At 56.6% G+C, this 24,474-nt stretch carries 23 protein-coding genes and 1 pseudogene; 12 read left to right on the top strand and 12 right to left on the bottom strand.

The genetic code is table 11. From position 1 onward, the window contains the following. Nucleotides 1-27: 27 nt before the first annotated feature. Entirely contained in the window at nt 28-1,212 is a 1,185-nt protein-coding gene (locus GKQ23_RS07360; protein ID WP_212410161.1) for a glycoside hydrolase family 10 protein, read from the top strand. A gap of 266 nt (nt 1,213-1,478) precedes the next feature. On the opposite strand, the pseudogene GKQ23_RS07355 reads toward GKQ23_RS07360, so the two are convergent. Continuing rightward, nucleotides 1,479-1,880, bottom strand: a pseudogene (locus GKQ23_RS07355) (Rpn family recombination-promoting nuclease/putative transposase); the annotation flags it as partial. Between the two features lie 114 nt (nt 1,881-1,994). On the opposite strand from GKQ23_RS07355, the gene GKQ23_RS07345 reads away from it, so the two are divergent. The 3 genes from GKQ23_RS07345 to GKQ23_RS07335 are packed head-to-tail and all read left to right on the top strand — an operon-like array spanning nt 1,995 to nt 3,707. Continuing rightward, a complete protein-coding gene (locus GKQ23_RS07345) occupies nt 1,995-2,378 on the top strand; it encodes an ArsC family reductase (protein WP_056239038.1) in 384 nt (127 codons plus the stop codon). 2 nt (nt 2,379-2,380) lie between these two features. Then, the gene (gene dapE, locus GKQ23_RS07340; protein ID WP_056239035.1) at nt 2,381-3,508 is read left to right on the top strand and encodes a succinyl-diaminopimelate desuccinylase; all 1,128 of its coding nucleotides are present in this window, start codon (nt 2,381-2,383) and stop codon (nt 3,506-3,508) included. Nucleotides 3,509-3,518: 10 nt separating this feature from the next. Continuing rightward, on the top strand, nt 3,519-3,707 hold the full coding sequence (locus tag GKQ23_RS07335; protein WP_056239032.1) for a YpfN family protein: 189 nt from the start codon (nt 3,519-3,521) through the stop codon (nt 3,705-3,707). A gap of 38 nt (nt 3,708-3,745) precedes the next feature. Here the strand turns inward: GKQ23_RS07335 and ypfH are convergent, their stop codons facing one another. The 6 genes from ypfH to dapA form a co-directional block, all read right to left on the bottom strand. Next, the gene (gene ypfH, locus GKQ23_RS07330; protein ID WP_212410158.1) at nt 3,746-4,453 is read right to left on the bottom strand and encodes an esterase; all 708 of its coding nucleotides are present in this window, start codon (nt 4,451-4,453) and stop codon (nt 3,746-3,748) included. A gap of 81 nt (nt 4,454-4,534) precedes the next feature. After that, nucleotides 4,535-6,877 (bottom strand): tRNA(Met) cytidine acetyltransferase TmcA, encoded by a 2,343-nt coding sequence (locus GKQ23_RS07325; protein ID WP_249168486.1) that lies wholly within the window; start codon nt 6,875-6,877, stop codon nt 4,535-4,537. A 6-nt stretch (nt 6,878-6,883) separates the two neighbouring features. Further along, nucleotides 6,884-7,744, bottom strand: coding sequence for a neutral zinc metallopeptidase (locus tag GKQ23_RS07320; RefSeq protein ID WP_212410157.1), 861 nt, complete (start codon nt 7,742-7,744; stop codon nt 6,884-6,886). 378 nt (nt 7,745-8,122) lie between these two features. Continuing rightward, nucleotides 8,123-8,836 (bottom strand): phosphoribosylaminoimidazolesuccinocarboxamide synthase, encoded by a 714-nt coding sequence (purC, locus tag GKQ23_RS07315; protein ID WP_212410156.1) that lies wholly within the window; start codon nt 8,834-8,836, stop codon nt 8,123-8,125. Between the two features lie 187 nt (nt 8,837-9,023). Next, nucleotides 9,024-10,052 (bottom strand): outer membrane protein assembly factor BamC, encoded by a 1,029-nt coding sequence (bamC, locus tag GKQ23_RS07310; RefSeq protein WP_056239022.1) that lies wholly within the window; start codon nt 10,050-10,052, stop codon nt 9,024-9,026. A 15-nt stretch (nt 10,053-10,067) separates the two neighbouring features. After that, complete coding sequence (dapA, locus tag GKQ23_RS07305; RefSeq protein WP_056239020.1) at nt 10,068-10,946, bottom strand: 4-hydroxy-tetrahydrodipicolinate synthase; 879 nt, start codon at nt 10,944-10,946, stop codon at nt 10,068-10,070. Nucleotides 10,947-11,089: 143 nt separating this feature from the next. Between dapA and GKQ23_RS07300 the strand changes: the two genes are divergently transcribed. Both GKQ23_RS07300 and bcp read left to right on the top strand, forming a co-directional pair. Beyond that, entirely contained in the window at nt 11,090-11,641 is a 552-nt protein-coding gene (locus GKQ23_RS07300) for a glycine cleavage system transcriptional repressor (RefSeq protein WP_212410155.1), read from the top strand. A gap of 71 nt (nt 11,642-11,712) precedes the next feature. Beyond that, nucleotides 11,713-12,180, top strand: a complete 468-nt coding sequence (gene bcp / locus GKQ23_RS07295; protein WP_056239015.1) for a thioredoxin-dependent thiol peroxidase — start codon at nt 11,713-11,715, stop codon at nt 12,178-12,180. Nucleotides 12,181-12,221: 41 nt separating this feature from the next. Here bcp and GKQ23_RS07290 read toward each other — a convergent pair whose 3' ends face one another. Next, nucleotides 12,222-13,826, bottom strand: coding sequence for a sensor domain-containing diguanylate cyclase (locus GKQ23_RS07290; protein WP_212411655.1), 1,605 nt, complete (start codon nt 13,824-13,826; stop codon nt 12,222-12,224). Between the two features lie 329 nt (nt 13,827-14,155). Here GKQ23_RS07290 and GKQ23_RS07285 point away from each other — a divergent pair, with 329 nt between their 5' ends. Both GKQ23_RS07285 and arsC read left to right on the top strand, forming a co-directional pair. Beyond that, nucleotides 14,156-15,619, top strand: coding sequence for a M48 family metallopeptidase (locus GKQ23_RS07285; protein WP_056239011.1), 1,464 nt, complete (start codon nt 14,156-14,158; stop codon nt 15,617-15,619). 25 nt (nt 15,620-15,644) lie between these two features. Next, nucleotides 15,645-15,998 (top strand): arsenate reductase (glutaredoxin), encoded by a 354-nt coding sequence (gene arsC / locus GKQ23_RS07280; RefSeq protein ID WP_056239010.1) that lies wholly within the window; start codon nt 15,645-15,647, stop codon nt 15,996-15,998. Nucleotides 15,999-16,050: 52 nt separating this feature from the next. Here the strand turns inward: arsC and hda are convergent, their stop codons facing one another. Then, a complete protein-coding gene (hda, locus tag GKQ23_RS07275; RefSeq protein ID WP_212411653.1) occupies nt 16,051-16,752 on the bottom strand; it encodes a DnaA inactivator Hda in 702 nt (233 codons plus the stop codon). Nucleotides 16,753-16,944: 192 nt separating this feature from the next. Between hda and GKQ23_RS07270 the strand changes: the two genes are divergently transcribed. Continuing rightward, nucleotides 16,945-18,006: a haloacid dehalogenase-like hydrolase gene (locus GKQ23_RS07270; RefSeq protein WP_212410154.1), complete on the top strand. Its 1,062-nt coding sequence runs from the start codon at nt 16,945-16,947 to the stop codon at nt 18,004-18,006. A 109-nt stretch (nt 18,007-18,115) separates the two neighbouring features. After that, nucleotides 18,116-19,309 (top strand): colicin-like pore-forming protein, encoded by a 1,194-nt coding sequence (locus tag GKQ23_RS07265; protein WP_212410153.1) that lies wholly within the window; start codon nt 18,116-18,118, stop codon nt 19,307-19,309. Between the two features lie 10 nt (nt 19,310-19,319). Here the strand turns inward: GKQ23_RS07265 and cui are convergent, their stop codons facing one another. The 3 genes from cui to upp all read right to left on the bottom strand — a co-directional run bounded on the left by cui (nt 19,320) and on the right by upp (nt 22,234). Then, nucleotides 19,320-19,874, bottom strand: a complete 555-nt coding sequence (gene cui / locus GKQ23_RS24160) for a colicin immunity protein Cui (protein WP_212410152.1) — start codon at nt 19,872-19,874, stop codon at nt 19,320-19,322. 237 nt (nt 19,875-20,111) lie between these two features. Continuing rightward, complete coding sequence (uraA, locus tag GKQ23_RS07255; RefSeq protein ID WP_056239005.1) at nt 20,112-21,401, bottom strand: uracil permease; 1,290 nt, start codon at nt 21,399-21,401, stop codon at nt 20,112-20,114. A 206-nt stretch (nt 21,402-21,607) separates the two neighbouring features. Then, on the bottom strand, nt 21,608-22,234 hold the full coding sequence (gene upp / locus GKQ23_RS07250) for a uracil phosphoribosyltransferase (RefSeq protein WP_056239002.1): 627 nt from the start codon (nt 22,232-22,234) through the stop codon (nt 21,608-21,610). 242 nt (nt 22,235-22,476) lie between these two features. Between upp and purM the strand changes: the two genes are divergently transcribed. Then, the gene (gene purM / locus GKQ23_RS07245; RefSeq protein ID WP_056239001.1) at nt 22,477-23,517 is read left to right on the top strand and encodes a phosphoribosylformylglycinamidine cyclo-ligase; all 1,041 of its coding nucleotides are present in this window, start codon (nt 22,477-22,479) and stop codon (nt 23,515-23,517) included. Continuing rightward, a complete protein-coding gene (gene purN, locus GKQ23_RS07240) occupies nt 23,514-24,152 on the top strand; it encodes a phosphoribosylglycinamide formyltransferase (protein ID WP_212410151.1) in 639 nt (212 codons plus the stop codon). The genes purM and purN overlap by 4 nt, the downstream gene beginning before the upstream one ends. The last annotated feature ends 322 nt before the right edge of the window (nt 24,153-24,474 follow it).

Here is a 24,474-nt window from a genome sequence, read left to right as displayed (position 1 = left end):
AATCATCCAGCCATCAGGAGAATTAAAATGAAAAAGAAAGAAATTAAAGCCACATGGATCTCCAGTGTGTTAAACCTTGACTGGCCATCTTCTGCATCACTAAAAATCAGTAATACTGAGGAACGTATTAAAAAACAGCAACAGGAGCTGATAAGCATTTTGGATGATGTTGTTTCTCTGAATATGAATGCTGTTATCCTCCAGGTTGTGCCCTGTTCCGATGCCCTCTATCGCTCTGAACGGCTACCCTGGTCTAAATACCTGACGGGTACGCTGGGTAAAAACCCTGGCTACGACCCCTTAGCTTTCGCTGTTGAGCAAGCACATATGAGAAACATCGAGCTACACGCGTGGGTTAATCCTTACCGTATCGCCATGAATGACAGCGATGCGACCCGAGAAGAACTCGATAATGCGTCAACAGATTCACCGTCTTCCGTGTTCAAAACACATCCAGAATGGACAGGGGTGGCGAATGCCCGTTTTGTGCTCAACCCGGGTATCCCGGACGTTCAGGCATGGGTAGTCAGTATCGTTGAAGAAATTGCGAATAATTACTGCGTAGACGGCATACAGTTCGATGACTATTTCTACTATGAATCCAAAACATCCGCACTTAATGACGACAGCACCTGGCTGAAATATAACAACGGATTTGCCACAAAAGGCGACTGGCGGAGGAATAATACCTATGCACTGGTCAAGGCATGCCAGAAGGTAATAAAGAATTCCAAACCTGATATTCAATTTGGCATCAGCCCTGCCGGCGTATGGCGTAACAAGTCGGACGATCCGCGTGGTTCAGAAACCCGTGCGGGGCTGACCAACTACGATTCTGCCTATGCCGACACCCGGAAATGGGTTACTGATGGCCTTATCGATTATATCGCCCCTCAGATTTACTGGACGTTTGCTCTTAAAGTTGCTCAATATGAAATTATTACCCGGTGGTGGGCTGACACCGTCAGAAATACGGGAACAGCTTTATTTATAGGCATGGCACTGTATAAAGTCGGTATACCTTCAAAAACCGAACCCGATTGGGCTGTTAATGGCGGTGTTCCAGAAATAACCCGCCAGCTTGATCTCAACGACTGTCTGGATGAAGTCAGTGGATGTATGCTGTTCCGTAGTGGTTTTCTTAAAGAAAAACAGACTAAAAGTGTCGTGAACTACATAAGAGAAAGGTGGGAAAAGCCCTCAGATTGTTAATCTTTACTGGCTCTCCCTCCGTTTCGGGCATGATTTTTCCTGTCCGCAGCCTGTTCATGTGATGATTGAAGAATGTAAATATCAACATCACAAAAAATTCAACGTATCAACCATAAAGACACAGTTGTCAGTAGCCTGTGAGATGCAGTGCCAGGGGAAAGTATCCTACGGAAATTAAATCAGGTGAATGGCTTAAGCCCCCTGGTGCTGCATATCAGCGCCAGGGGGCTTTAAACACAGGTCAATGCCTGCCCGACAGGCCGGTACTAAATGCGCGCAAGTTCATCCTCGGAAAGGCCCGTAAGCTCCTTAACAGAAACCCGGGGCATCCCTGACAGAAGCAACCTGCCAGCAATTTCGAGTTTGCTTTCCAGGCGCCCTTTCTGCTCGCCAGGCAGGATCCCTTTCTCCAGACCTTTTTGTTCAAGCTGTTGTGCAATAGTCATCAGTTCTTCCTCATGCTGTGGCACTTTCTGCGCCAGTCCGCGTAAGAAGGCTTCGGCGTCTTTTTCCTCACCTGTCTGGGTAATATAGTTTATCAACGTGACCAGTTGTTATCCCGTAGGATAACCCGCGATCAGGATCGTAGCCAATCGGTCAGGCAGCTCAGCGAGATCGCGCAGATGGATATGCTTTTGAATCAAAGTCAGGGCAGCCATACTGCGATGATGGATCAATCCCTGCGCATGGTGCATGATCTTCCTCATCCCGCAGCATGTTACGACTTTCTGCCCAGCGCGCTAAGACCGTAGCTGTTGCGCCATCATTCGACAGGGGACTCAATGAACAACAATAATGAAAACAACGTGCTGACCATGTACGGCATCAAAAACTGCGACACCATCAAAAAAGCGCGCAAGTACCTGGAGAGCCAGGGCGTGGACTATCGCTTCCACGATTACCGCGCCGACGGGCTGGATGCGGCGCTGTTAGCCCGCTTCGTTGAGGTGCTTGGCTGGGAGGCGCTGCTTAATACCCGCGGTACCACCTGGCGTAAACTGGATGAGGCGACGCGTAATGCGGTGAATAATGCAGCAGCCGCGCAGGAAGTGATGCTGGCGCAGCCGTCAATCATCAAACGCCCGTTGCTCTGCAACGCACAGGGCTCTATGCTGCTGGGCTTTAGTGAAGCCACTTACTCGTCGTTTATCCAGGAGAAGCCCTAATTATGTACTGTCCGGTCATTGAGCTGACGCAGCAGCTTATTCGTCGCCCTTCCCTCAGCCCCGATGATGCCGGTTGTCAGGCCATTCTGATTGCACGCCTGCAGGCGCTGGGCTTCACCATTGAACCGATGACCTTTGGCGACACGCTGAACTTCTGGGCGTGGCGCGGCCAGGGGGAAACCCTCGCCTTTGCCGGCCATACCGACGTGGTACCCACCGGTGACGCCAGCCGCTGGATCAACCCGCCGTTTGAACCGACCATCCGCGACGGCATGCTGTTTGGCCGCGGTGCCGCCGATATGAAAGGCTCGCTGGCGGCGATGGTAGTGGCAGCCGAACGTTTTGTGGCATCAAACCCACAGCATAAAGGCCGTCTGGCGTTTCTAATCACCTCTGATGAAGAGGCCAGCGCGGTTAACGGCACGGTTAAGGTGGTGGAAGCGCTGATGGCGCGTAACGAGCGCCTGGACTACTGCCTGGTTGCTGAGCCATCCAGCACCGAGGTGGTCGGCGACGTGGTGAAAAACGGCCGTCGTGGCTCGATGACCGCCAGCCTGACGATCCATGGCGTGCAGGGGCATGTTGCCTACCCACACCTGGCCGATAATCCGGTCCACCGGGCGATGCCGGCACTGAATGAGCTGGTGGCTACCGTGTGGGACCAGGGTAACGAGTTCTTCCCACCGACCAGCATGCAGATTGCTAACGTGCAGGCCGGTACCGGCAGCAACAATGTAATCCCCGGTGACTTCTTTGTGCAGTTTAATTTCCGCTTCAGCACCCAGCTGACCGACGCGCTGATCAAACAGCGTGTGCAGGAACTGCTGGATCGTCACCAGTTGCGCTACAGCATTGAGTGGAATGTCTCCGGCCAGCCGTTCCTGACGTCACGCGGCAAGCTGGTGGATGCGGTGGTTAACGCCGTTGAGCACTATAATGAGATCAAGCCCCAGTTGCAGACCACCGGCGGCACCTCCGACGGGCGCTTTATTGCCCGTATGGGTGCGCAGGTGGTGGAGCTGGGTCCGGTAAATGCCACCATTCATAAGATCAATGAGTGCGTGAAGGCCGCCGATCTGCAGCTGCTGAGCCGCATGTATCAGCGCATTATGGAGCAGTTGATCGCATAAAGGTGAAACGATGGAATTTTTAAAAGAGTACTGGTGGATCCTGGTGATCCTGCTGATGGTCGGCATTCTGATGAACGTCTATAAAGATCTGAAGCGCATCGATCATAAAAAGTATATGGATAACCGTCCCGAGCTGCCGCCACATCGTGATTTCAACCACAAGTGGGATGACGAAGACGACTGGCCGAAGAAGAAGTAATCCTCTCAGAAGGGCCAGCGTCGCTGGCCCTTTGCGTATTACATCAGCGTAATCACATCATCTTCGCCCGGCTTACCGCCGCCGAGCGCTTCGTCGAAGTAGCGGCGCGGCACGGTGGTCTGCAGGCGGTGGAGGGCAAACTGCATCGCACGGTCGTCGATGGCGTGCGGCAGATCGTCGACGATATCCAGGGTGACGTCGCCGCCCAGCGCGGTTAAACGCTCATCCGCTTCAACCGCGTGAGTCAGCGGCATCACCCGGTCATCATCACCGTGGATCAGATGGATGGTGGTACGGTTATCCGCGCGCAGCGGCAGCGTGGCGTAGCCGCCGCTAAAGGCCACCACCCGCCCGGCCAGCTCTGGCTGCGCTTTAACCGCTTCCAGTACCATCGTGGCCCCCTGGGCGAAACCGACCAGCGCGGTGGCGTCAGCCCGTAAGCCACTCAGCTGCTGCCAGTGGCGGACGCCGGCGATAAAGGTCGACATCACCGCATCCACCCGCGGCTGAGGGTCGTTATCCTCAGCGCTGAGCGGTGTGAACCACTGATAGCCGCCGTCGGGCGCCTGCTGCGGCCCGCCAAGGCTGACCACCAGCGCACGCGGGAAGGCGCCGGCAAACCAGCGGCCGATCTGGCCCATCGCCACCGGGTTATCCCCCGCCGCATGGTAGAGCAGAAACAGCTGCGTGGCCGGCAGCGACGGCTGTTGCACCACCACGTGGTGGCGTTCGTGGTTATCGTTCATGGTGTTCTCCTTAAGTGCTGGCAGGATCATACGCCCGCTACGGACAAAGAAAACCGGGGATTTTTGACCGGGTTAGTGAATTTATTGCAACGAACCCACCCACTCACACCAGGCGGCTGCCCGCTGCGGGTCCTGCGTCTGCAGCCCCTGCTGCGCCTCCTGACGCCAGGCGGCCAGCAGCGCCTTACGGCCGCTCAGGCCATATTGCTGGCAGATCTGCGCCGGGCTGCGCTTTTCCAGAATCAGCGCCCGCAGCAGCGGTAACCCGCTATCAGGCTGGCTGACCAGCCGCCCCAGCGCCGCAAGGCTGGCCTCCCACGGCCGGTGCGCCCAGGCGAAGCCGGCCAGTTCACGCCAGTCGTCTTCTTCCAGCTGATTATCGCCGCCAGCCGCCAGCGGCAGTGCCGGATCGTCCAGCCACTGGCGCAGCCAGTAGCCTTGGCGCTGCAGCCGCCGTTGCGCCAGCTGCGCCAGCTGGTGGCCCGCTTCGCTCAGGGGCAGGATCGCCATTGCGGTGTAGCAGCCGCTGCTGGCCTCGCGCTGGCTGCCGATGCGCACCAGCAGGAAGCCGCAGCGCTGCCAGAACTGCCACAGCCCGGCGGTAAAGCCGAAGCTGACCGAAAGGTAGTCCAGCCGCGCAGCCGCCTGCAGCGCGTGCGCCACCAGCTGCTGGCCGATCCCCTGACCGCGCAGCGGCGCGGCCACGGCGATACGGCTGATGCGCCGCGAGCGCAGCTGAGCCGCAACGCTGAAGCCCGCGTGCGCCGCCAGCGACTGCGCCAGCAGGTTGCCGCGCGGGCGGCGCAGCCCGGCCCACACCGCGTCGGCCAGCGCTGCAGGCAGCCCGCCCTCCTCCACCAGCCATAACGCCCCCTGCACCGTCTGTTCACGCTGCGCGGCGATAAAGTGCTGCCCCGGCGCATCCATCATCCGCCGTAAATCGAGCGGCGAGGTACGGTAATGGGCGCTGGTCAGCAGTTGATAGACTGCGGCCATAAGTTGCGGCTGCCGCGCCCAGTCCGCTTGTTCAAGCGGCAGATAGCGCGTGGCGCACGCCGGGGCATCCGCCACCCGATCGTCCAGCAGCAGCGCCTTAGAGATAAACGCTTCCAGCGGGTCGTCGGCCGCCCAGCGCAGCGCAGGATCCAGCCGCAAGTAGTGGCATTCCGGCAGCGCCGCGCAGAACTTCAGCAGGAAGCCGCGCCCGGTGCCCTCATAGCCCTGCACGGTAGTGGTCAGCAGCACGCGCGTGAAGCGGGTGACCAGCTGCTGTAGAATCGGAGCGGGGATCGCCGCCGCCTCATCAATCAGCAGCCAGTCGGCAGAAAAATGAGAGAACCGGGTTGCAGCGGGTGGCTGCGGGGCTGGCCCGGTCATAACGCCCTTTTTCATCGGCGGGCAGCCATCAGAGGGTAATGGCATGGGCTGAAGCGCATTCGGCCCCGTTGCAGCCGCTGAATCAGCAGCGCTGTTCATCTCAGCTAAGAGCCGATCCGGCGCGATAAAGTGAAACGCCTCGCCGGCAAACTGCGCCAGTACGTCGGTAGCCACCCTGGCCGGCGCGGTGACCAGGCAGCGCCCCGGCCAGCGGGCGGCAAGCAGGCCGGCCAGCGCCGATTTTCCACGCCCGCGCGGGGCAGTCAGCACCTGGATGCCGGGCGGGCTACGCAACAGCTGTGCAAGGATCTGCTGCTGCTGGCTGTTGTCGGGCAGCCAGGCGGGCGCGGTGGGCAGTAGGGAAAGCGCCAGCGGCGCATGCTGCCGCCAGACCGCCACGCGCGGGTCCTCTAGCATCAGCCGCTGCAGCCGCCGAACAAAGCGTGGGCTGGATTGCGGCTCTGCGCCTTCACTCCAGCGCAGCGAGTCTTCATCCGCCTGCTGCGGCCAGCCGTGCCACTCCGGTACCAGCAGCAGCAGCCAGCTGCCGGCGCGCAGCGTGCCGGCCAGCGCGGCCAGCGCCTCAGCGTGAAATCCGCGTCGGGCATCAAACACCGCGTGCTGAAACTCGCGGCCAAGTAGGGTGCGTACCGCAGAAGGTAAGCAGTGCGCAGGTTGTCGCGGAAGACTCTCTGTAACGTCCTCACTGCAGCGATCGTCTGACGTGGCCGGACTGGCAGCGGCCAGCCGCCGGGCACCTGCTACCACAATGTGTGCGCCGGTGACCACATCTGCAGAGTCAGCCTGTCGCCGGGTAGCGGCTGTCGCAATGGCCGCACCGGGGGCAACAACATATCGCCGGGAATATGATGCCGCAACGGACGGCGCAGCGCCGGGCGGCATATCCCCCACATAAAGCCAGTCGCCCGGCAGCTGCGCCATCACCGCCTGCGCACGCTGGGCCACCCAGGTGTCGTCACCGCTGATTACCAGCAGCCGCCGCCAGCCCTGCAGCAGCAGCTGCGCGGTGGCGTCCTGCAAATCCATCGCCGCTTACCCGCTAAAGGTGTTGCACTGCGCGGGGTTGCCGCTGTCAAAGCCCTGTTTAAACCAGGTCTGGCGCTGCTGTGAGGTACCGTGGGTGAAGCTGTCCGGCACCACCTGCCCCTGCCCACGCTGCTGCAGTCTGTCATCGCCGATCGCCTCAGCCGCATTCAGCGCTGACGCCAGATCCCCTTCCTCCAGGATATTTTCTTTCATCATGTAGTGCCCCCAGACGCCGGCAAAACAGTCCGCCTGCAGCTCCATCTTCACCGACAGCTGATTAATCTGCGTCTGGCTGGCGCCCTGCTGCATCTGCCGCACGCGTTGCTCAATGCCCAGCAGGTGCTGCACGTGGTGCCCAACCTCGTGCGCAATCACGTAGGCCTGCGCAAATTCGCCGCCCGCGCCGAGTTTGGTTTTCATTTCGTCGTAAAAAGAGAGGTCGATATACACCTTGCTGTCCGCCGGGCAGTAGAATGGCCCCATCGCCGACTGGCCGGTGCCGCAGGCGGTTGATGTCTGATTGCGGTACATCACCAGCACCGGCGGTTGCCAGGGTTTGTCCATCTGCTTAAACAGCTGCTGCCAGGTATCTTCGGTAAAGGCGAAGATGGTACGGCTGAAGCGCGCCGCTTCGTCATCCTGCGGCGTGCTGCGCTGCTGTTGCTGGCCGCTCTGCGACAGCGAGCTGCCGTCGCCGGTTAGCAGCGGCGTGAGGTCGTAGCCGTAGTAGCCGGCCACCATCACCAGCAGCAGCAAAACAATACCGCCCTTGCCGCGCGGAATGCGCATACGCCCACCGCCGACGCTACCCGACTGGTTACGTCGGTCTTCCACATTGTCGCTTTCGCGACGTCCCTGCCAGCGCATAGCGGCCTCTTTGATGTTCAGTGCGTTTGATAGGGCAATTCTAGTCGTGCCTGGGGGGGAAAACCAGCGGCAAAGGCGTTAGCGATCGGAGGAGTTCAGGGCAGACACCAGACCAACCCTGCCAGATAGCGAAAACAGACGCCCTTTCCGGGGGAGTAAACAGGGAGTTTGGGAGGAGTGACGAGGGAGGTAGGCGATCACGGTGGTTCAGCCCTGTCTGGCAACGCAGAACAGCACTCTTTCAAAGCAAGAGAACGGGAAACGGAGCAGAAGCAAAGCAGCTAAGACGAAGTGGCAGAAGGTGGCTATCCATCACGCCCTTTCCACGCCGGTCAGGCGGGGAAAGGGCAGCTTACCCGGAGGAAAGATGGCGCGGCGTTAGTCGAGCTTGACGCCCAGACGATTAGCCACTTCTTCGTAGGCTTCAATCAGGCCACCGAGGCTCTGACGGTAACGGTCTTTGTCCAGCTTCTCAAGGGTCTCTTTGTCCCACAGGCGGGCACCGTCCGGCGAGAACTCATCGCCGAGCACCACTTCACCGTTAAACAGGCCAAATTCCAGCTTGAAGTCAACGAGGATCAGACCTGCGTCGGCGAACAGCTTGCTCAGCACGTCGTTAGCCTTATAGGTCAGTTCGCGCATCCGCGCCAGGTTCTCTTTGTTCACCCAGCCGAAGGTCTCGCAGTAAGACTCATTGACCATCGGATCGTGTTTAGCATCGTCTTTCAGGAACAGGTCAAACAGTGGCGGGTTAAGGATTAGGCCCTCTTCCACACCCAGACGCTTCACCAGCGAGCCGGCAGCACGGTTACGTACTACGCACTCTACCGGCACCATATCCAGCTTTTTCACCAGCGCTTCGTTATCTGAAAGCAGGGCTTCCATCTGCGTTGGGATACCGGCTTCCTGCAGTTTAGTCATGATGAAGTGATTGAACTTATTGTTAATCATTCCCTTACGATCAAACTGCTCGATACGCTCACCGTCCAGCGCTGACGTATCATTACGGAATTCGAGTACCAACAGATCCGGGTTTTCGGTGCTGTAAACGGTTTTCGCTTTGCCGCGATACAACTCAGCTTTTTTTTGCATCTTGTTTAACTCCAACGTGAGTACCCTGAACATCGACCGGGTAGTGAATACTGTCGGGTCGGCATCGCCAACCGCTACAAATTTTCTGCGGGGGAATTATATGTGCCCCGGCTTAAAAACCGAAGCAATCGTTTACGTAAACTGAAAAGAAATAAAAAAAGGCCGGGATTTCTCCCGGCCTTCTGGCTTACCTGAATGCCGCCTGGAACACGGCCACCAGCGCATCGTTCTGCGACTGGGTGAGCGGATGCCCCTTCGGATCGAGGAACTGCAGGCTGCTGCGGTTGTCGAGGTCACCGACCTGCAGCTTATACTTGCCGTTAGTCAACTGCGGGTCTTTCGCGCCCAGGGTATCCCAGGTGCTGTCGGACGGTGCCTTGTAGGTAACCTCCAGGCTGCCCTGTGAACGGTTGCTGTCAGTCACTTCCATGCCCACACGGTTCAGCGTGGCCGGCAGACGCTGCCAGACCGCGTTAAACGGTGCACGGACAATCAGGTTTGGCAGGCCGGTATCATCGGCACCACTCTGCACGTCGATCTGGCTGACGCTGCGATTAGCGGCGGCATCTTCACGGCGTGTTTCGTCTTTATCCAGGCCGGTGCTGATTTCGTTCAGCATCTGCGCGGTGTAACGCTGCAGCTGCACCGGCGAATTAACGGCTTTACCTTCCTGCTCCAGCTCCAGCAGCTTGACGGTCAGCGCCTGCTGATAACCCTGCTGCTGCACGCTGATCTGGTAACGGCCACGGTACTGATGGTCTTCATCGGCGCGGTTCCACTGCACCCAGTCAGTGGTCAGCGACTGGCTGGCATCCTGACGGCTGGCAACCGGGAACTTCGCCGCTTCCACCGCACTTACCACCTGCGGCCACAGTGAACCGCTGCGGCTGTCCACCAGCAGAATTCCGCTGTTGCCTGCAAACTGGGTGCGGGTGCCGTTCATCAGCGCCAGCGTCTGGGACGGCGGACGAATATCCAGTTGCTTACCGACCTGGCCCTGACTGCTTGCGGATGGGATCTCATAATCGCCATTTTCCACCGGCAGGATCATGCCCGCAGGTGCGTGCAGATCGCGGAGCTCCGGCGATTTCAGGTAGGATTCATCACCGCTAACCTGACGCTTATAACGCTGGTCGCTTGAACATGCTGCCAGCAGCATCACTAACGACAGCCCCACCGCTTTCGCTACCGTGGACTTTTGTACTGAGTAAGCCATTACTTCTCCCTAAATTTACAGCAGGCCGGCTTTGATCAGCGCCTGCTCTACAACCGGACCACCGGCATCGGTCAGCGGCGTCATTGGCAGACGCAGCGTGTCGGTTGCAATTAATCCTAAACGCTTCGCAGCCCACTTGACTGGAATAGGATTGGGTTCAACAAACAGCTTCTGATGCAGGTGCATCAGGCGCTGGTTCAGGCGGCGCGCGTCGGCAAACCTGCCCTCTTTTGCCAGAGCGCAAAGTTCAACCATTTCACGCGCGGCGATGTTCGCCGTCACCGAAATCACCCCGTGGCCGCCCAGTTGCATAAAGTCCAGCGCCGTTGCGTCATCGCCGCTAACCAGCACAAAGTCTTCATCAACCAGCTCTTGGATCTGACTAACCCGCGATAAGTTCCCGGTGGCTTCTTTGATTCCGATAATATTTTTAATTTTAGCCAGGCGACCCACGGTTTCCGGCAGCAGATCGCAGCCGGTACGGGAAGGAACGTTATACAGCATCTGCGGCAGGTCGGTGCTTTCAGCAATCGTTTTAAAGTGCTGGTACAACCCTTCCTGCGTCGGACGGTTATAGTAAGGCGTCACTGACAGGCAGCCAATAACCCCTGAATTATTAAAACGTTTAGTGAGAGAAACGCCCTCGGCAGTGGCATTGGCCCCGGTGCCGGCAATGATCGGAATGCGACCGTCAGCGAGTTCCAGCGTCAGCATCACCACGTCGCCGTGCTCTTCATGGCTCAGGGTGGCAGATTCGCCGGTGGTTCCTACAGAAACAATTGCCGCGGTTCCGCTGGCAACATGGTAATCAATCAGTTTTTTCAGGCTCGCACGGCAAACGTTGCCTTTGTCATCCATTGGCGTGATGATCGCTACAAGACTTCCCGTAAACATTGGTCATTCCCTCCACAAACAAGTGCTTCATGGTACGGGGGAGCACGTCATAAAAGCAAGGGGACAAGGCGGCTCAGGCGCTTGTCAGCAGTTTTTTTTATGTTTACCTTAGGGTTATTAGTTTTTAGACAGGAAGCCCGATTTTGCCACACTCTTCACAACAGCATCTGGTTATCACCGCGCTGGGGGTTGACCGCCCCGGCATCGTTAATGCCATTACCCGCCACGTCAGCAGCTGCGGATGTAATATCGAGGATAGCCGGCTGGCTATGCTGGGCGATGAGTTCACCTTTATCATGCTGCTTTCCGGCAGCTGGAACGCCATCACCCTGATTGAGTCGACCCTGCCGTTAAAAGGGGCCGAGCTGGAGCTGTTGATTGTGATGAAGCGGACGCATGCTACCCCACGTCCGCCGATGCCGGCCACCGTGTGGGTGCAGGTTGAAGTGGCCGACTCGCCGCACATCATCGAGCGGTTTACCGACCTGTTTGACAGCCATCAGATGACGATTGCAGAACTGGTTTCCCGCACGCAGCCGGCGGATGAAAACCAACCCCCGTTACTCTATATTCAGATCACGGCACACAGCCCCGCCAGCCCGGATGCCTCATTTATCGAGCAAGCGTTCAACCACCTATGTACAGAACTCCAGGCTCAGGGCACTATTAGGACCGTCTCTCATCATGGTGCCTGATCGGCTGCCATCCTGATGAGAAACCGTTCAGACCTTACCCACAGCATGACGAATAAATACGGAGAGTAGTAATGAATCCACTGAAAGCCGGTGATGTTGCACCGAAATTTAGTTTGCCCGATCAGGATGGCGAACAAGTTAATTTAGCCGACTTCCAGGGACAGCGCGTTCTGGTCTATTTCTACCCGAAGGCGATGACGCCGGGCTGCACCGTACAGGCGTGTGGTCTGCGCGACAGCATGGATGAGCTGAAACAAGCAGGCGTTGATGTGCTGGGGATCAGCACCGATAAACCGGAAAAACTGTCGCGTTTTGTTGAGAAAGAACTGCTGAATTTCACCCTGCTGTCCGATGAAGATCACCAGGTTTGTGAACAGTTTGGTATCTGGGGCGAGAAGACCTTCATGGGGAAAACCTATGACGGGATCCACCGCATCAGCTTCCTCGTGGGCACTGACGGTAAGGTTGAGAAAGTCTTTGATGATTTCAAAACCAGTAACCACCACGATATTGTGATGGATTACCTGAGAAGCGCATGACGGTAAGCGGGCCGCAGGTCGCCTGCGGCCCGCTTCAGGCCTCAGTGGGTCAGAGAGTGGCTATCAGCAGGTAGTTCAGAGCAACCGCCCGCCAGCGTCACTCGGTTGCGCCCGGCATTTTTCGCCTGATAGAGCGCGTCATCTGCCTGCTTAAACGCCTGCTCCATGGTGCCGCCGCCGGCAGACCACGACGCCACACCAATCGAAATAGTAACGTGGCCGACCGGCTCCAGTGAGCGCTCACTAATCCGCATCCGTACCCGCTCCGCAATTGCCAGCGACGTCGCGCGATCGGCCGCAGGCAGGATCATCAGGAACTCCTCACCGCCGTTACGGCATACTACATCACTCTGCCGCGCCCCCTGCTGCAGCTGAGCCGCAATCGCTTTGATCACCTCATCACCGACGTCGTGGCCCCAGGTATCATTTACCCGTTTGAAGAAATCAATATCCAGCGCCAGTACGGCAAACGGCTGCGCGGTAGCGAGGAAGTAATCCAGTACCGCATTCAGACCGCGGCGGTTGAGCAGCCCGGTCATCGGATCGGTTTGCACCTCACTTTTCAGCCGGCCAATTTTATCCTGCATCACGCTGATTCCGGCCAGCATTGCCCGTTTGATTTGCGAGGCCTCATAGTACCAGGAGCGGATGCTGTTGATCTCGCCCGAAACGCCCGAGGTATCCATTTTGCTGGCCTTACGCGCCAGCTGCCACAGCGGCATGGCAATCAGCCGCGCCAGCAGCAGGGCGATGATCAGCGTCAGCAGCGCAAACGGCACCGAGTGTTTCAGCACCTGTAACAGCAGGCTGTTCAGGGGCGTGAGGGTGGCGGCGACCGGTTTCAACGCCACAATCGTCCAGCCGGCGGCCGGCACGCTGGCATAGCCGGCCAGCATCGGCTCGCCGTTACTGCCTGCTACCCGCTGATAACCGTTGACCTCGCGGGCACGTTGTTCATCGCTGACCGGTGGCAGCATTTTTTGCCCGATCATCTGCGGGTCCTGGTGATACAGCACCCGATTGCCGGCATCAATCACAAACAGCGACGAGCCGTCACGATAAAACTGTTCGCCCAACAGTTCGTTAAGAATACTTTTCTTTTTCAGGTAGATGGAGCCGCCAACATACCCCAGGTAGCTGCCGGTTTTCGACCAGATGGGCCAGGAAACAAACACCATCAGGTTACTGGCGGCAGAGATGGTCGGCTCGCTGATCAACGGCTTACGCTGTGACAACGCCTGGCGCGCGGCCCCCGAATTCAGGTGCATGCCTTTCAGCATCAGCGACTCAGGGGAGATCGCTTTGACCCAGCCGTTAGCGTCAACGATCACCACCGAGTTAAAGCTGTTGGTTTGCTCACGCAGCCGGTCTACTTCCGCCTGCAGTGTCGCATCGTTGTCGATGCCCTCACTCAGCGTTCTGGCACTGTAGGCCAGCTGTGACTGGGCCAGCTGGAAGAACAGTTCAGTGGTGGAGGCCAGCTTGGTGGCGTAAACGCGGTTTGCTTCCAGCGTATTACCGATCAGCACGTCGCGCTGTACCCGCCAGCTGGCGTACAGGGAATTGGCGAGCGTAATCACAATGCTGGCGACCGCCAGCAGCGTGATCAGGGTGCGCAAGTCGGTTTTGAGGCGCAGAATCCTCATCACCGGCTCACCGTTGTGATAAATGTCATGGTAGCGCCTTAATATTTTTTTATGCGCGTTGTAATAAGCGTGTGTGTAATGCCCTGGTGAATTGCCCGTCAATTGTACACGGCTGTACGGGTTTGAAAACAATTTACGTGAGCGCGGTAACAGAATGGACGCGTTTTTCGGTACTCCCGTCGAGGGGGCATCGCAACGGGTCATTAGCCATTTCCATCACCTCGCCTGATGGTTAAGATGGCAGGAATACGTGCTCTGCGTTGCGGCACGGGAAAGAACATTTCGGCGTTTTGCCGTTCAAATCTGGATGTCCTTATTAGGGTTTACCTATGCTTATGCGATTGAAAAAAAGCCTGCTGGCCGCAACAATCCTGACCGCCACGGCCCTGCCCGCGCTGCCGGTGGCCGCTGATATTAGCGACAATCTGCCGGATATTGGCACCACCGCGGGCGCCACGCTGTCGATCGGCCAGGAACTGCAGATGGGCGACTTTTACGTGCGCCAGCTGCGCGGCAGCGCGCCGATCATTAATGACCCGCTGCTTAGCCAGTACATCAACCAGCTGGGGCAACGGCTGGTTTCCCACGCCTGGTCGGTGAAGACACCGTTCCACTTTTATCTGATCCGCAACGATGAAATTAACGCCTTTGCCTTCTTCGGCGGCAACGTGGTGCTGCACTCTGCCCTGTTCCGCTACAGCGATAATGAAAGCCAGCTGGCCTCGGTGATGGCGCATGAGATCTCGCACGTCACCCAGCGCCACCTGGCGCGCGCAATGGAAGATCAGCAGCGCAGCGCTCCGCTGACCTGGGTCGGCGCGCTGGGGTCGATTCTGCTGGCGATGGCCAGCCCGCAGGCGGGTATGGCGGGGCTGGCTGGCACCCTGGCCGGCACCCAGCAGGGGGTAATCAGCTTTACCCAGCAGAACGAACAGGAGGCTGACCGCATTGGCATTCAGGTGCTGCAGCGGGCGGGGTTTGACCCGGAAGCGATGCCGGCCTTCCTGCAGAAGCTGGCCGATGCCTCGCGGTTTACGTCTAAACCGCCGGAAATTCTGCTGACCCACCCGCTGCCGGACAGCCGCCTGGCCGATGCGCGTAACCGCGCCAACCAGATGAAGCCGGTAGTGGTGCAGTCGTCACAGGATTACTACATGGCCAAAGTCCGCGCGCTGGGGATGTTCGCCACCGGCAAAAATCAGCTGGGCGAAGACCTGCTTGCCACCCTGGCGAAGGGCAATACCCGCGAGCAGGCAGCGGCGCGCTATGGTAAAGCGGTACTGCTGCTGGGCGAAAGCAAATTCGCTGAGGCCGGCAAACAGATCGCCCCGCTGCTGGCCAGCCAGCCCGGCAACCCGTGGTATCTGGATATCATGACCGATATTGATATTGGCCTGCATCAGCCACAGCAGGCCATTAACCGACTGTTGGCTGCTAAGGGCATTAACAGCAATCCGGTACTGATGCTGAACCTGGCGAATGCCTATGTTGAAGCGAAACAGCCGGCTAACGCCAGTAAGGTGCTGTATCGCTATACGTTCACCAATAAGGATGATCCCAACGGCTGGGATCTGCTGGCGAAGGCCAGCGCCGATCAGGGGCTGTCGGACGAAGAGCAGGCGGCGCGTGCGGAAGGGCTGGCGCTGGACGGCCAGCTGGATCAGGCGATCCGCAGTCTGAGCAGCGCCAGCGCGCAGTCTCCGCTCGGCAGCCTGAAACAGGCGCGCTACGACGCGCGTATAGATCAGCTGCGGCAGCTGCAACAGCGCTTCCGCCAGTATCAGAAATCGTAGTTTGTATTTAAGGAGGAAGGGAACCATGTCACAGGTTCAGATTTATCATAATCCACGCTGCTCAAAGAGCCGTGAGACGCTGGCGCTGCTGAATGAACGTGGCGTTGAGCCGGACATCGTGCTCTATCTGCAAAATCCGCCGGATGCAGAGACGCTGAAAATCCTTTTGAAACAGCTTGGATTCAGCAGCGTGCGTCAGCTGCTGCGCGGTAAAGAACCGCTCTGCAAAGAGCTGGGATTGCATGATGAAACGCTGAGCGAAGCGCGGTTGTTGCAGGAGTTAATCGCGCACCCGCAGCTTATTGAGCGTCCGATTGTGGTGGCCAACGGTAAAGCACGGCTGGGCAGGCCGCCGGAACAGGTGCTGGAAATACTGTAAAAGAAGGGCGAGGCGGTTTACGGTGAGTGCGGGTTGTTAATAAACCAACCCGTTACAGCGCCAGCGCTTCCTTAACAAACGGAATGGTCAGTTTGCGCTGGGCGCTGATCGAGGCACGGTCCAGCTGATCGAGGGTGACAAACAGCGTGCGCATTTCGCGATCCAGCCGTTTAAGCAGGAAACGACCGACGTCTTCAGGCAGCTCAAACCCGCGCAGTCGTGCCCGCAGCTGCAGAGCCTGCAGCTTATCGTCATCCGAGAGTGGCTGTAGTTTATAGATTTGCCCCCAGTCGAGGCGAGAGGCCAGATCCGGCAGCTGCAGATTCAGCTGCCGCGGTGGGCGATCGCCGGTGATCAGCAGGCGGGTTTTACCGGTTTCCAGAATGCGGTTGTAGAGATCGAAGATCGCCATTTCCCACGGCTGATCCCCGGCGATGCACTCAATATTGTCAATACAGACCAGCGCCAGCTGCTCCATACCGTCCAGCACTTCCGGCACAAACCAGGTACGTTTATCCAGCGGTACATAGCCAACCGCCTCGCCCTTAGCCGACAGCTCGGCGCAGGCGGCGTGCAGCAGATGGCTGCGTCCCCCGCCCTGACGCGACCAGAAGTACAGATAGCTGCCGTGTTCCTGGTGTAAAGCGCCCTGGAGCGCCGCTAACAGCGAAGGGTTCTCCCCCGGCCAGAAGCTGGCAAAGGTTTCGTCGTCGGGCAGATAAAGTGGCAGTGAAAGCTGTGCCGGCGTGTTCAGAATCACCTCAGGGTTTACGCTTGCAGAAAACGGCAAAAGTTTACCACAACTCCCCTGCGATCATGAAACCTTAACCCGAAATGCGATCTCCGGGTTTATGGCTCGATCGGCAATTGCCGATGGCGTCTGTAATCCTTAGAGTGACAATGATTTCGTTTAGTCACTATCTCCACGCGTTAACAGGGAGCGTTTATGTCTTATTTATCCTCGCTGCGCAGCGGGCTGCTGATTTTCATCCTGCTCGCCGCTCTCAGCAGCCATGCAACTGAACTGCAGCACTGGCCGGTAAAACAGGCAGCACAGCTGAGTGCTCTGATTAAACAGCACGCGAACCAGGGTGAATTTGCGGTATTCGATCTCGATAATACCATCGATCAGAATGATATTGAGGAAGCACTGATCCCCTGGCTGGAGCAGCGACAGCTGCTGACGCGCAAAACCATGCCGGTTTCACTGCAGTTGATGCCGTTCGACGATCGTCCCGGTGCGCCGGAGAGTCTTTTTAGTTACTACCACCGCCTGTGTCAACAGGATGAAATGATCTGCTATCCGTGGGCTGCACAGATTTTTGCCGGTTTTTCCATCGCCGAGCTGAAAGAATTTGTCACGGCAATGATGAAAGAGCAAAAAGCGATCGCGGTAGTGAAAATGCATAATGGCCAGCCACATCCCGGCCTGGTCTGGCCGCCAAAGCCGCTGCCGGGTATGCAGGAGCTGTTCAGTAAGCTGCGTGAGAGTGGCATTCGCGTCTATATCATCAGCGCCGCGCATGAAGAGCTGGCGAGGATCATCGCCAGCGATCCCCAGTACGGTTATAACGTGCCGCCGGAAAACGTGCTGGGGATCAACACGCTGCTTCGCGATCCCGTCACCGGCGCACTGACCACCGCGCGTAAGCAGATCCGTACGGGAGTTTATACGCCCGGAGGCAACGACAGCCTGGTACTGACCCCTTATCTGATCGGTCCGATGACCTGGTACGAAGGCAAAGCGGGCACCATTCTGGCCTATATCGATCAGTGGCGTAAGCCAATTCTGGTGGGCGGCGATACCCTTGGATCAGATACGTTTATGCTGCTGAACGGGGCCAACGTGGCACAGGGTGGGCTGCGGCTGTGGATCAACCGCAGCGAGGAGACACGCAGCCGGCTGAAGCTGTTTTTAAGGAAGGTGGTTTCCCGGCAGAAGGCAGCGGGCGCCACGCCGGACGGGGAGCAAAACTGGGTGATAGTGCAGCAGAGTGAACTGCAATAGGTGCCGGCATGAATAGCGTTAAGGCACACAATGACAGTGAAAATTTACAACTGTAGCGTTTATTTGTACCAGAAGTTAAACCACTACATTCTTCTACAAGGAGCCATGTATGAGTAATGATAGAGGTTCTATGACGGTGACCGGAAATGTCGGCCCAGGCAGGCCACCGGGTGGCAACGGTAACAATGGCGGCCATAGCGGCAACAAAGGAGACGGTAATGCTGGCAACAATAAAACTGGCAGCATGGTAGCTAAATCTGTTGGCGATCAACTAGCCAGAGGGGCAGGACTGGATCCCTCTATTTTTAAAAATTATTTTATTGGTGACGAGGGAGACGTTATAGGGGTGAGATTTGTCGATGGCTCCCCTACGGTCCCTGCAGGTGCCACTGTAATTGGTACATACGGTGTACGACTTGGCCCTCCTCCTTCAGGGATAATTAATGGAACAGGTAACCCGGGGGCTACACCTAAACCTGTAATTAATGATAATATCAAATTTATGCTGACATCTCCCAGAATTAATTTTAAGGGTGATATCTCAGACGCCAGATTAAAAACACTTAACAATACCATTGCTGTTAATAAACTTGATGCTGAAAGTGGACAGGCAGGGCAGCGCGTTAGAAACGCAAAAAAAGCAACCAGCCAGGCCATGGCTGAAATAAGTCTGATCAATGACATTCGCGATAAAAATAAAAATGACGAGGTGGATTTTCTGTTAAAATCAAGTTATAACTTATCCGGAACAGGTAATGAACTCAGTAAGTTGCTTGGTGATAAATACAGCACTATCGCAAATGAAATTGCAGAAGACATCAAAAATTTCCAGGGCAAGAAAATAAGAAGTTATGATGATGCTCTGAAATCAATCAATAAAATAACTAAAAACCCTGCAATGGCTATAAATGATGCCGACAAGGTCGCCATCACCAACGCAATTAAGTCACTGGAAGCTGATGACATAGCAAAAAATATTAAGCGGATAAGTAAGTCGTTTGCATATGCAAACCTGGCCGTTAAGATAGAAAACGTTCGCCAGAAAACTATCATCGGTTTTGAAACCGGTGACTGGGGCCCCCTGATGCTTGAAGTGGAATCATGGGTTGTCGGTGGCCTTGTCGCGGGTGGCGCTTTGGCTATACTCTCAAACTTTGTTGCACCTTACCTTGCCCTCCTTTTTGGAATGCCTCTCACTGCGGTGACAATTGCCGGGGTTATTATCATTGGAATATTAGCCTCTTTCATAGATGATAAGCTTGTAGATCGTATTAACAATGAGCTAATCAAGCCTGCGCATTGACAGGCTGATATCAGGGGGAAGAGTGCCCCCTTTTTTTATCCTTATAAAACAAACATGTCACATAAGGAAATAAAAAAAGAAAATAGGTCAACATTGACACAGAAAAATGTATACATGCAAAATAAATCAACAGAAAATACTCATTTCTCGATATGTATTTTACAAACCTGCCAGACTCCGTAATATCATGATTGCAAAACATCATAAATAAAAACACTGCAACATAAAAAAAAGGAAAAAGCAGACAGGAATGCAGCAGCTTTTTAAAATCACCTTTCCCTTTCATTACTACTTTCCCAATCGAAAAAATGAACCATAAAAATCCAAAAAAAGGTGCCGTCTTTACATAAGCACTCAAAAAAACGCTTAGTGCATAATGATGATATGATATTATTGCCGGCCAGTCACTCACGTATCGAATCACCCATCGCACAAAGTCTGACTCGGGGTAGATGACATAAAAAGAAAAAACACAAACCGAGGAAAACACTGAAAAAAACACATTTAAATAAAATAAGTTACTTATTCTATAACCGTCATGGCCATCCCTTTTTCTCGCATTCATAAAACCTCCTGTAAAAACCACCAGCCATTAATTGTAAAAAAATCAACTTATCATAGGTTACTGCACTGAAAACGTTTCCAACCTGAACATTAAAATTTCAATATTCATGTTTTCACAATGCCATACAATTCAGGTGAGGGAAAGTGATAATAATAGAGTAATGGCAACCTGATAAAAAACCCAGGTTTATTAACAGCCTGGGTCATGATTTTCCGGAGGATAATACGCCGTTCTACGTTACTTCGCGTCGCCGCGCTCGTCCGCCACGTCGATCACCTCTTCTTCTTTTCTGAACAGGCTGATGACTTTGAAGGTCAGGCTCAGCCCCACGCCAACGATGGTGGCCAGCGCCATCCCTTTCAGTTCGGCCGCGCCGATATGTACCTTGGCACCGCTGACGCCGATAATCAGGATCACCGAGGTCAGGATCAGGTTCTGCGCTTTGTTGTAATCCACTTTTGATTCAATCAGCACGCGGATGCCGGAAGCCCCAATCACCCCGTACAGCAGCAGCGAGACGCCGCCCATCACCGGCACCGGCACCGCCTGAATCGCCGCCGCCAGTTTACCGACGCAGGAGAGCAGGATCGCCAGGATCGCCGCGCCGCCGATCACCCAGGTACTGTAGACGCGGGTAATCGCCATCACGCCGATGTTTTCACCGTAGGTGGTGTTCGGCGTTGAGCCGAAGAAGCCGGAGAATACCGTGGAGATGCCGTTAGCAAACATCGAGCGGTGCAGGCCCGGATCCTTCATCAGGTCTTTTTTGACGATGTTCGCGGTCACCACCAGGTGGCCTACGTGCTCGGCAATCACCACCAGCGCCGCAGGGAGAATGGTGAAAATGGCATACCACTCAAAGCGCGGGGTGTAGAAGGTCGGCAGCGCGAACCATGGCGCATTCTGCACCGGGGTCCAGTCGACAATGCCCATGCCGTAGGAGAGCGCGTAGCCGACCAGCACGCCGATCAGAATCGGGATAATCGCCAGGAAACCGCGGAACAGCACCGAACCAAAAACGGTAACGCCCAGGGTCACCAGCGAAATAATAATGGTTTTGCTGTCCACCGCTGCGCCGTCAGCCGGCAGCAGGCCGGCCATACCGGCCGCGATGCCCGCCAGCTCGAGGCCGATCACCGCCACAATCGCGCCCATCGCCGCCGGCGGGAACATCACGTCCAGCCAGCCGGTACCGGCCTTCTTTACAATCAACGCCACCAGGCAGAACAGCACGCCACACATGATAAAGCCGCCCAGCGCCACTTCATAACCCAGCGGCAGCAGCAGCAGCACCGGGGAGATAAAGGCAAAGCTGGAACCGAGGTACGCCGGAATTTTACCTTTACAGATAAACAGATACAGCAGCGTACCGATGCCGTTGAACAGCAGCACGGTGGCCGGGTTGATGTGGAACAGGATCGGCACCAGTACCGTCGCGCCAAACATGGCGAACAGGTGCTGGAAGCTGAGTGGAATGGTCTGCAGCAGCGGTGGCCGCTCGTGTACGCCAATTGCGCGACGCGTCATGTTTTCATACCCCTATGAGTGTTTGCCATAAAAAAGCCGACTCTGCGGTCGGCTTATTCAAAAAAAAGAGTGTTTCAGGTCAGGCGTTATCGTCGCAGCCAGTCTGGACACGGCCAGCGCGCAGGGACCGGAGCGTACCATCAGTACGTGACGGTCACGAGCGCTGCCAGGGTACAAAATGGCAAGTAAGATAGCCTGAAACATAGTTACTTAGTACCGAAGATCTTATCGCCGGCGTCGCCGAGGCCGGGGATGATATACCCCTTCTCGTTCAGGCCCTGATCCACCGACGCGGTATACACCTCAACGTCCGGGTGCGCTTTTTCCAGCGCGGCCAGGCCTTCCGGCGCCGCAACCAGCACCAGCACCTTAATGCTGTTACAGCCGGCTTTTTTCAGCAGGTCGATGGTGGCAATCATCGAACCACCGGTGGCCAGCATCGGGTCAACCACCAGCGCCATGCGCTCTTCGATGTTCGACACCAGCTTCTGGAAATAAGGTACCGGCTCCAGCGTCTCTTCGTCGCGGTAGACGCCGACCACGCTGATGCGCGCGCTTGGCACGTGCTCCAGCACGCCTTCCATCATGCCGAGACCGGCACGCAGGATCGGCACCACGGTGATCTTCTTGCCTTTGATCTGCTCAATCTGTACCGGTCCGTTCCAGCCTTCGATGGTGACGGTCTCGGTTTCCAGATCGGCGGTTGCTTCATAAGTCAGCAGACTTCCCACTTCTGACGCCAGTTCACGAAAACGTTTGGTGCTTACGTCATGTTCACGCATCAGACCCAGTTTATGTTTGACCAGCGGGTGTTTGACTTCCACGATCTTCATTGTTGTACTCCCGGAGTGTTAAGCTGCAAAAAAAAATCGCGAGATTATAGCGCCATTTATCCCAAGCGCCATATGTCTTAGCGCAATAGTTTGCACTTCTTCGGCCACACCCTAAGGATTAACGAAAATCTGACTATCCGCAACGCACGCGCAGATGGCGCTCGCAAACGTTTGCCTGCGCTGGTAGAATTGCCGCGCTTTATTTTCAAACCACCAACCGCAAACCGCGTGGGGATTTCGCAGTGACCGACAAAACCTCTCTCAGCTATAAAGACGCCGGCGTAGATATCGATGCAGGCAACGCTTTAGTCGACCGTATCAAAGGCGTAGTGAAAAAGACCCGCCGCCCGGAAGTGATGGGTGGGCTGGGCGGTTTCGGTGCCCTTTGTGCACTGCCGCAGAAATACCGTGAACCCGTGCTGGTTTCCGGCACCGACGGCGTCGGCACCAAGCTGCGTCTGGCGATGGATCTGAAACGCCACGACACCATCGGTATCGATCTGGTCGCCATGTGCGTCAACGATCTGGTGGTTCAGGGCGCGGAGCCGCTGTTCTTCCTCGACTATTACGCGACCGGTAAACTGGACGTGGATACCGCGGCCAGCGTGATCACCGGCATCGCCGAAGGCTGTTTACAGTCTGGCTGCGCGCTGGTCGGTGGCGAAACCGCTGAAATGCCGGGCATGTACCACGGTGAAGATTATGACGTGGCCGGTTTCTGCGTCGGCGTGGTGGAAAAATCAGAAATCATCGACGGCAGCAAAGTGGCTGACGGCGACGTGCTAATCGCCCTTGGCTCCAGCGGCCCGCACTCTAACGGCTACTCGCTGGTGCGTAAAATTCTGGAAGTCAGCAACACCGACCCGGAAACCACCCAGCTGGAAGGCAAGACGCTGACCGACCATCTGCTGGCCCCAACCCGCATCTACGTGAAAAACATCCTCAGCCTGATCGAGCAGGTTGACGTGCACGCCATCGCCCACCTGACCGGCGGCGGCTTCTGGGAAAACATCCCGCGCGTACTGCCGGATAACACCCAGGCGGTGCTCGAAGAGTCAAGCTGGCAGTGGCCGGCGGTATTTGGCTGGATGCAGCAAGCGGGTAACGTCAGCCGTCACGAGATGTACCGCACCTTTAACTGTGGCGTGGGCATGGTGATTGCGCTCTCCCCGGCAGATGCGGATAAAGCCGTAGAGCTGATGACCGCTGCCGGTGAAAAAGCCTGGAAGATCGGCGTGATCAAAGCGTCTGATTCTGAAGAGCGTGTGGTTATTAACGCATGAAACGCATAGTCGTGCTGGTTTCCGGCAATGGAAGCAACTTACAGGCAATCCTGGACGCCTGCCAGCAGGGACGCATCGCGGGCAGCGTGGCCGCCGTGTTCAGCAATAAAGCGGCCGCCTTCGGCCTGGAGCGCGCCCGCGACGCGGGCGTCCCGGGCCACGCGCTGGCTGCCAGCCAGTTTGCCGACCGTGAAGCGTTCGACCGCCAGCTGATGCTGGAGATCGACGCCTATGCGCCGGATCTGGTGGTGCTGGCCGGCTATATGCGCATCCTCAGCCCGGCGTTTGTTCAGCACTACGCCGGGCGGATGCTGAATATCCATCCGTCGCTGCTGCCGAAATACCCGGGGCTGCATACGCACCGCCAGGCGATTGAAAACGGCGATAACGAGCACGGCACCTCGGTGCACTTCGTTACCGAAGAGCTGGACGGTGGCCCGGTGATCCTGCAGGCCAAAGTGCCGGTGTTCGCGGAAGACAGCGAGGAAGACGTCGCCGCCCGCGTTCAGCATCAGGAGCACGCGATTTATCCGCTGGCGATCGGCTGGTTCCTCAACGGCCGCCTGACGATGCGCGATGATGCCGCCTGGCTTGACGACCAGCCCCTGCCTGCCGAAGGGCATGCGTTCGAGTGATGTTCTCTACGGGCAGACGATCGTCTGCCCATTCTGCCCCGTCGTGCCATTACTTCAGCGGTTTTTTCGCCGTCTCCCGCACACCCCCCACCGCAATAACGCTCACCAGCAACGTCAGCGCAATATAACCTGACACCCACAGAACAGAACCCGATCCGCGGTAGAGTGCAGTAATAATCAGCGGGGCAAAGCCGCCGCCAGGGATGCCCGCCTGCGGATGGGGCGGAGGTCAGAAAAATCAACGGCGGATGCGTTCGGGGAGGTAGCGTGGCGGGTATGATGCCTGATTACAGGCCAGGTAGGGTGCGACCTGAGGGAGAAA

It is taken from the genome of Erwinia sp. E602, from assembly GCF_018141005.1.
Classification (GTDB): domain Bacteria; phylum Pseudomonadota; class Gammaproteobacteria; order Enterobacterales; family Enterobacteriaceae; genus Erwinia.
Note: the sequence above shows the minus strand (reverse complement) of the source record. Positions and strands in the feature narration are given on the sequence as shown.

Bases quoted from the DNA above. Each gene is read 5' to 3' on its own strand.
- GKQ23_RS07360 (WP_212410161.1), top strand. From the start codon at position 28: ATGAAAAAGAAAGAAATTAAAGCCACATGGATCTCCAGTGTGTTAAAC.
- GKQ23_RS07345 (WP_056239038.1), top strand. From the start codon at position 1,995: ATGAACAACAATAATGAAAACAACGTGCTGACCATGTACGGCATCAAA.
- dapE (WP_056239035.1), top strand. From the start codon at position 2,381: ATGTACTGTCCGGTCATTGAGCTGACGCAGCAGCTTATTCGTCGCCCT.
- GKQ23_RS07335 (WP_056239032.1), top strand. From the start codon at position 3,519: ATGGAATTTTTAAAAGAGTACTGGTGGATCCTGGTGATCCTGCTGATG.
- ypfH (WP_212410158.1), bottom strand. From the start codon at position 4,453: ATGAACGATAACCACGAACGCCACCACGTGGTGGTGCAACAGCCGTCG.
- GKQ23_RS07325 (WP_249168486.1), bottom strand. From the start codon at position 6,877: ATGGATTTGCAGGACGCCACCGCGCAGCTGCTGCTGCAGGGCTGGCGG.
- GKQ23_RS07320 (WP_212410157.1), bottom strand. From the start codon at position 7,744: ATGCGCTGGCAGGGACGTCGCGAAAGCGACAATGTGGAAGACCGACGT.
- purC (WP_212410156.1), bottom strand. From the start codon at position 8,836: ATGCAAAAAAAAGCTGAGTTGTATCGCGGCAAAGCGAAAACCGTTTAC.
- bamC (WP_056239022.1), bottom strand. From the start codon at position 10,052: ATGGCTTACTCAGTACAAAAGTCCACGGTAGCGAAAGCGGTGGGGCTG.
- dapA (WP_056239020.1), bottom strand. From the start codon at position 10,946: ATGTTTACGGGAAGTCTTGTAGCGATCATCACGCCAATGGATGACAAA.
- bcp (WP_056239015.1), top strand. From the start codon at position 11,713: ATGAATCCACTGAAAGCCGGTGATGTTGCACCGAAATTTAGTTTGCCC.
- GKQ23_RS07290 (WP_212411655.1), bottom strand. From the start codon at position 13,826: ATGAGGATTCTGCGCCTCAAAACCGACTTGCGCACCCTGATCACGCTG.
- GKQ23_RS07285 (WP_056239011.1), top strand. From the start codon at position 14,156: ATGCTTATGCGATTGAAAAAAAGCCTGCTGGCCGCAACAATCCTGACC.
- arsC (WP_056239010.1), top strand. From the start codon at position 15,645: ATGTCACAGGTTCAGATTTATCATAATCCACGCTGCTCAAAGAGCCGT.
- GKQ23_RS07270 (WP_212410154.1), top strand. From the start codon at position 16,945: ATGTCTTATTTATCCTCGCTGCGCAGCGGGCTGCTGATTTTCATCCTG.
- GKQ23_RS07265 (WP_212410153.1), top strand. From the start codon at position 18,116: ATGAGTAATGATAGAGGTTCTATGACGGTGACCGGAAATGTCGGCCCA.
- cui (WP_212410152.1), bottom strand. From the start codon at position 19,874: ATGAATGCGAGAAAAAGGGATGGCCATGACGGTTATAGAATAAGTAAC.
- uraA (WP_056239005.1), bottom strand. From the start codon at position 21,401: ATGACGCGTCGCGCAATTGGCGTACACGAGCGGCCACCGCTGCTGCAG.
- upp (WP_056239002.1), bottom strand. From the start codon at position 22,234: ATGAAGATCGTGGAAGTCAAACACCCGCTGGTCAAACATAAACTGGGT.
- purN (WP_212410151.1), top strand. From the start codon at position 23,514: ATGAAACGCATAGTCGTGCTGGTTTCCGGCAATGGAAGCAACTTACAG.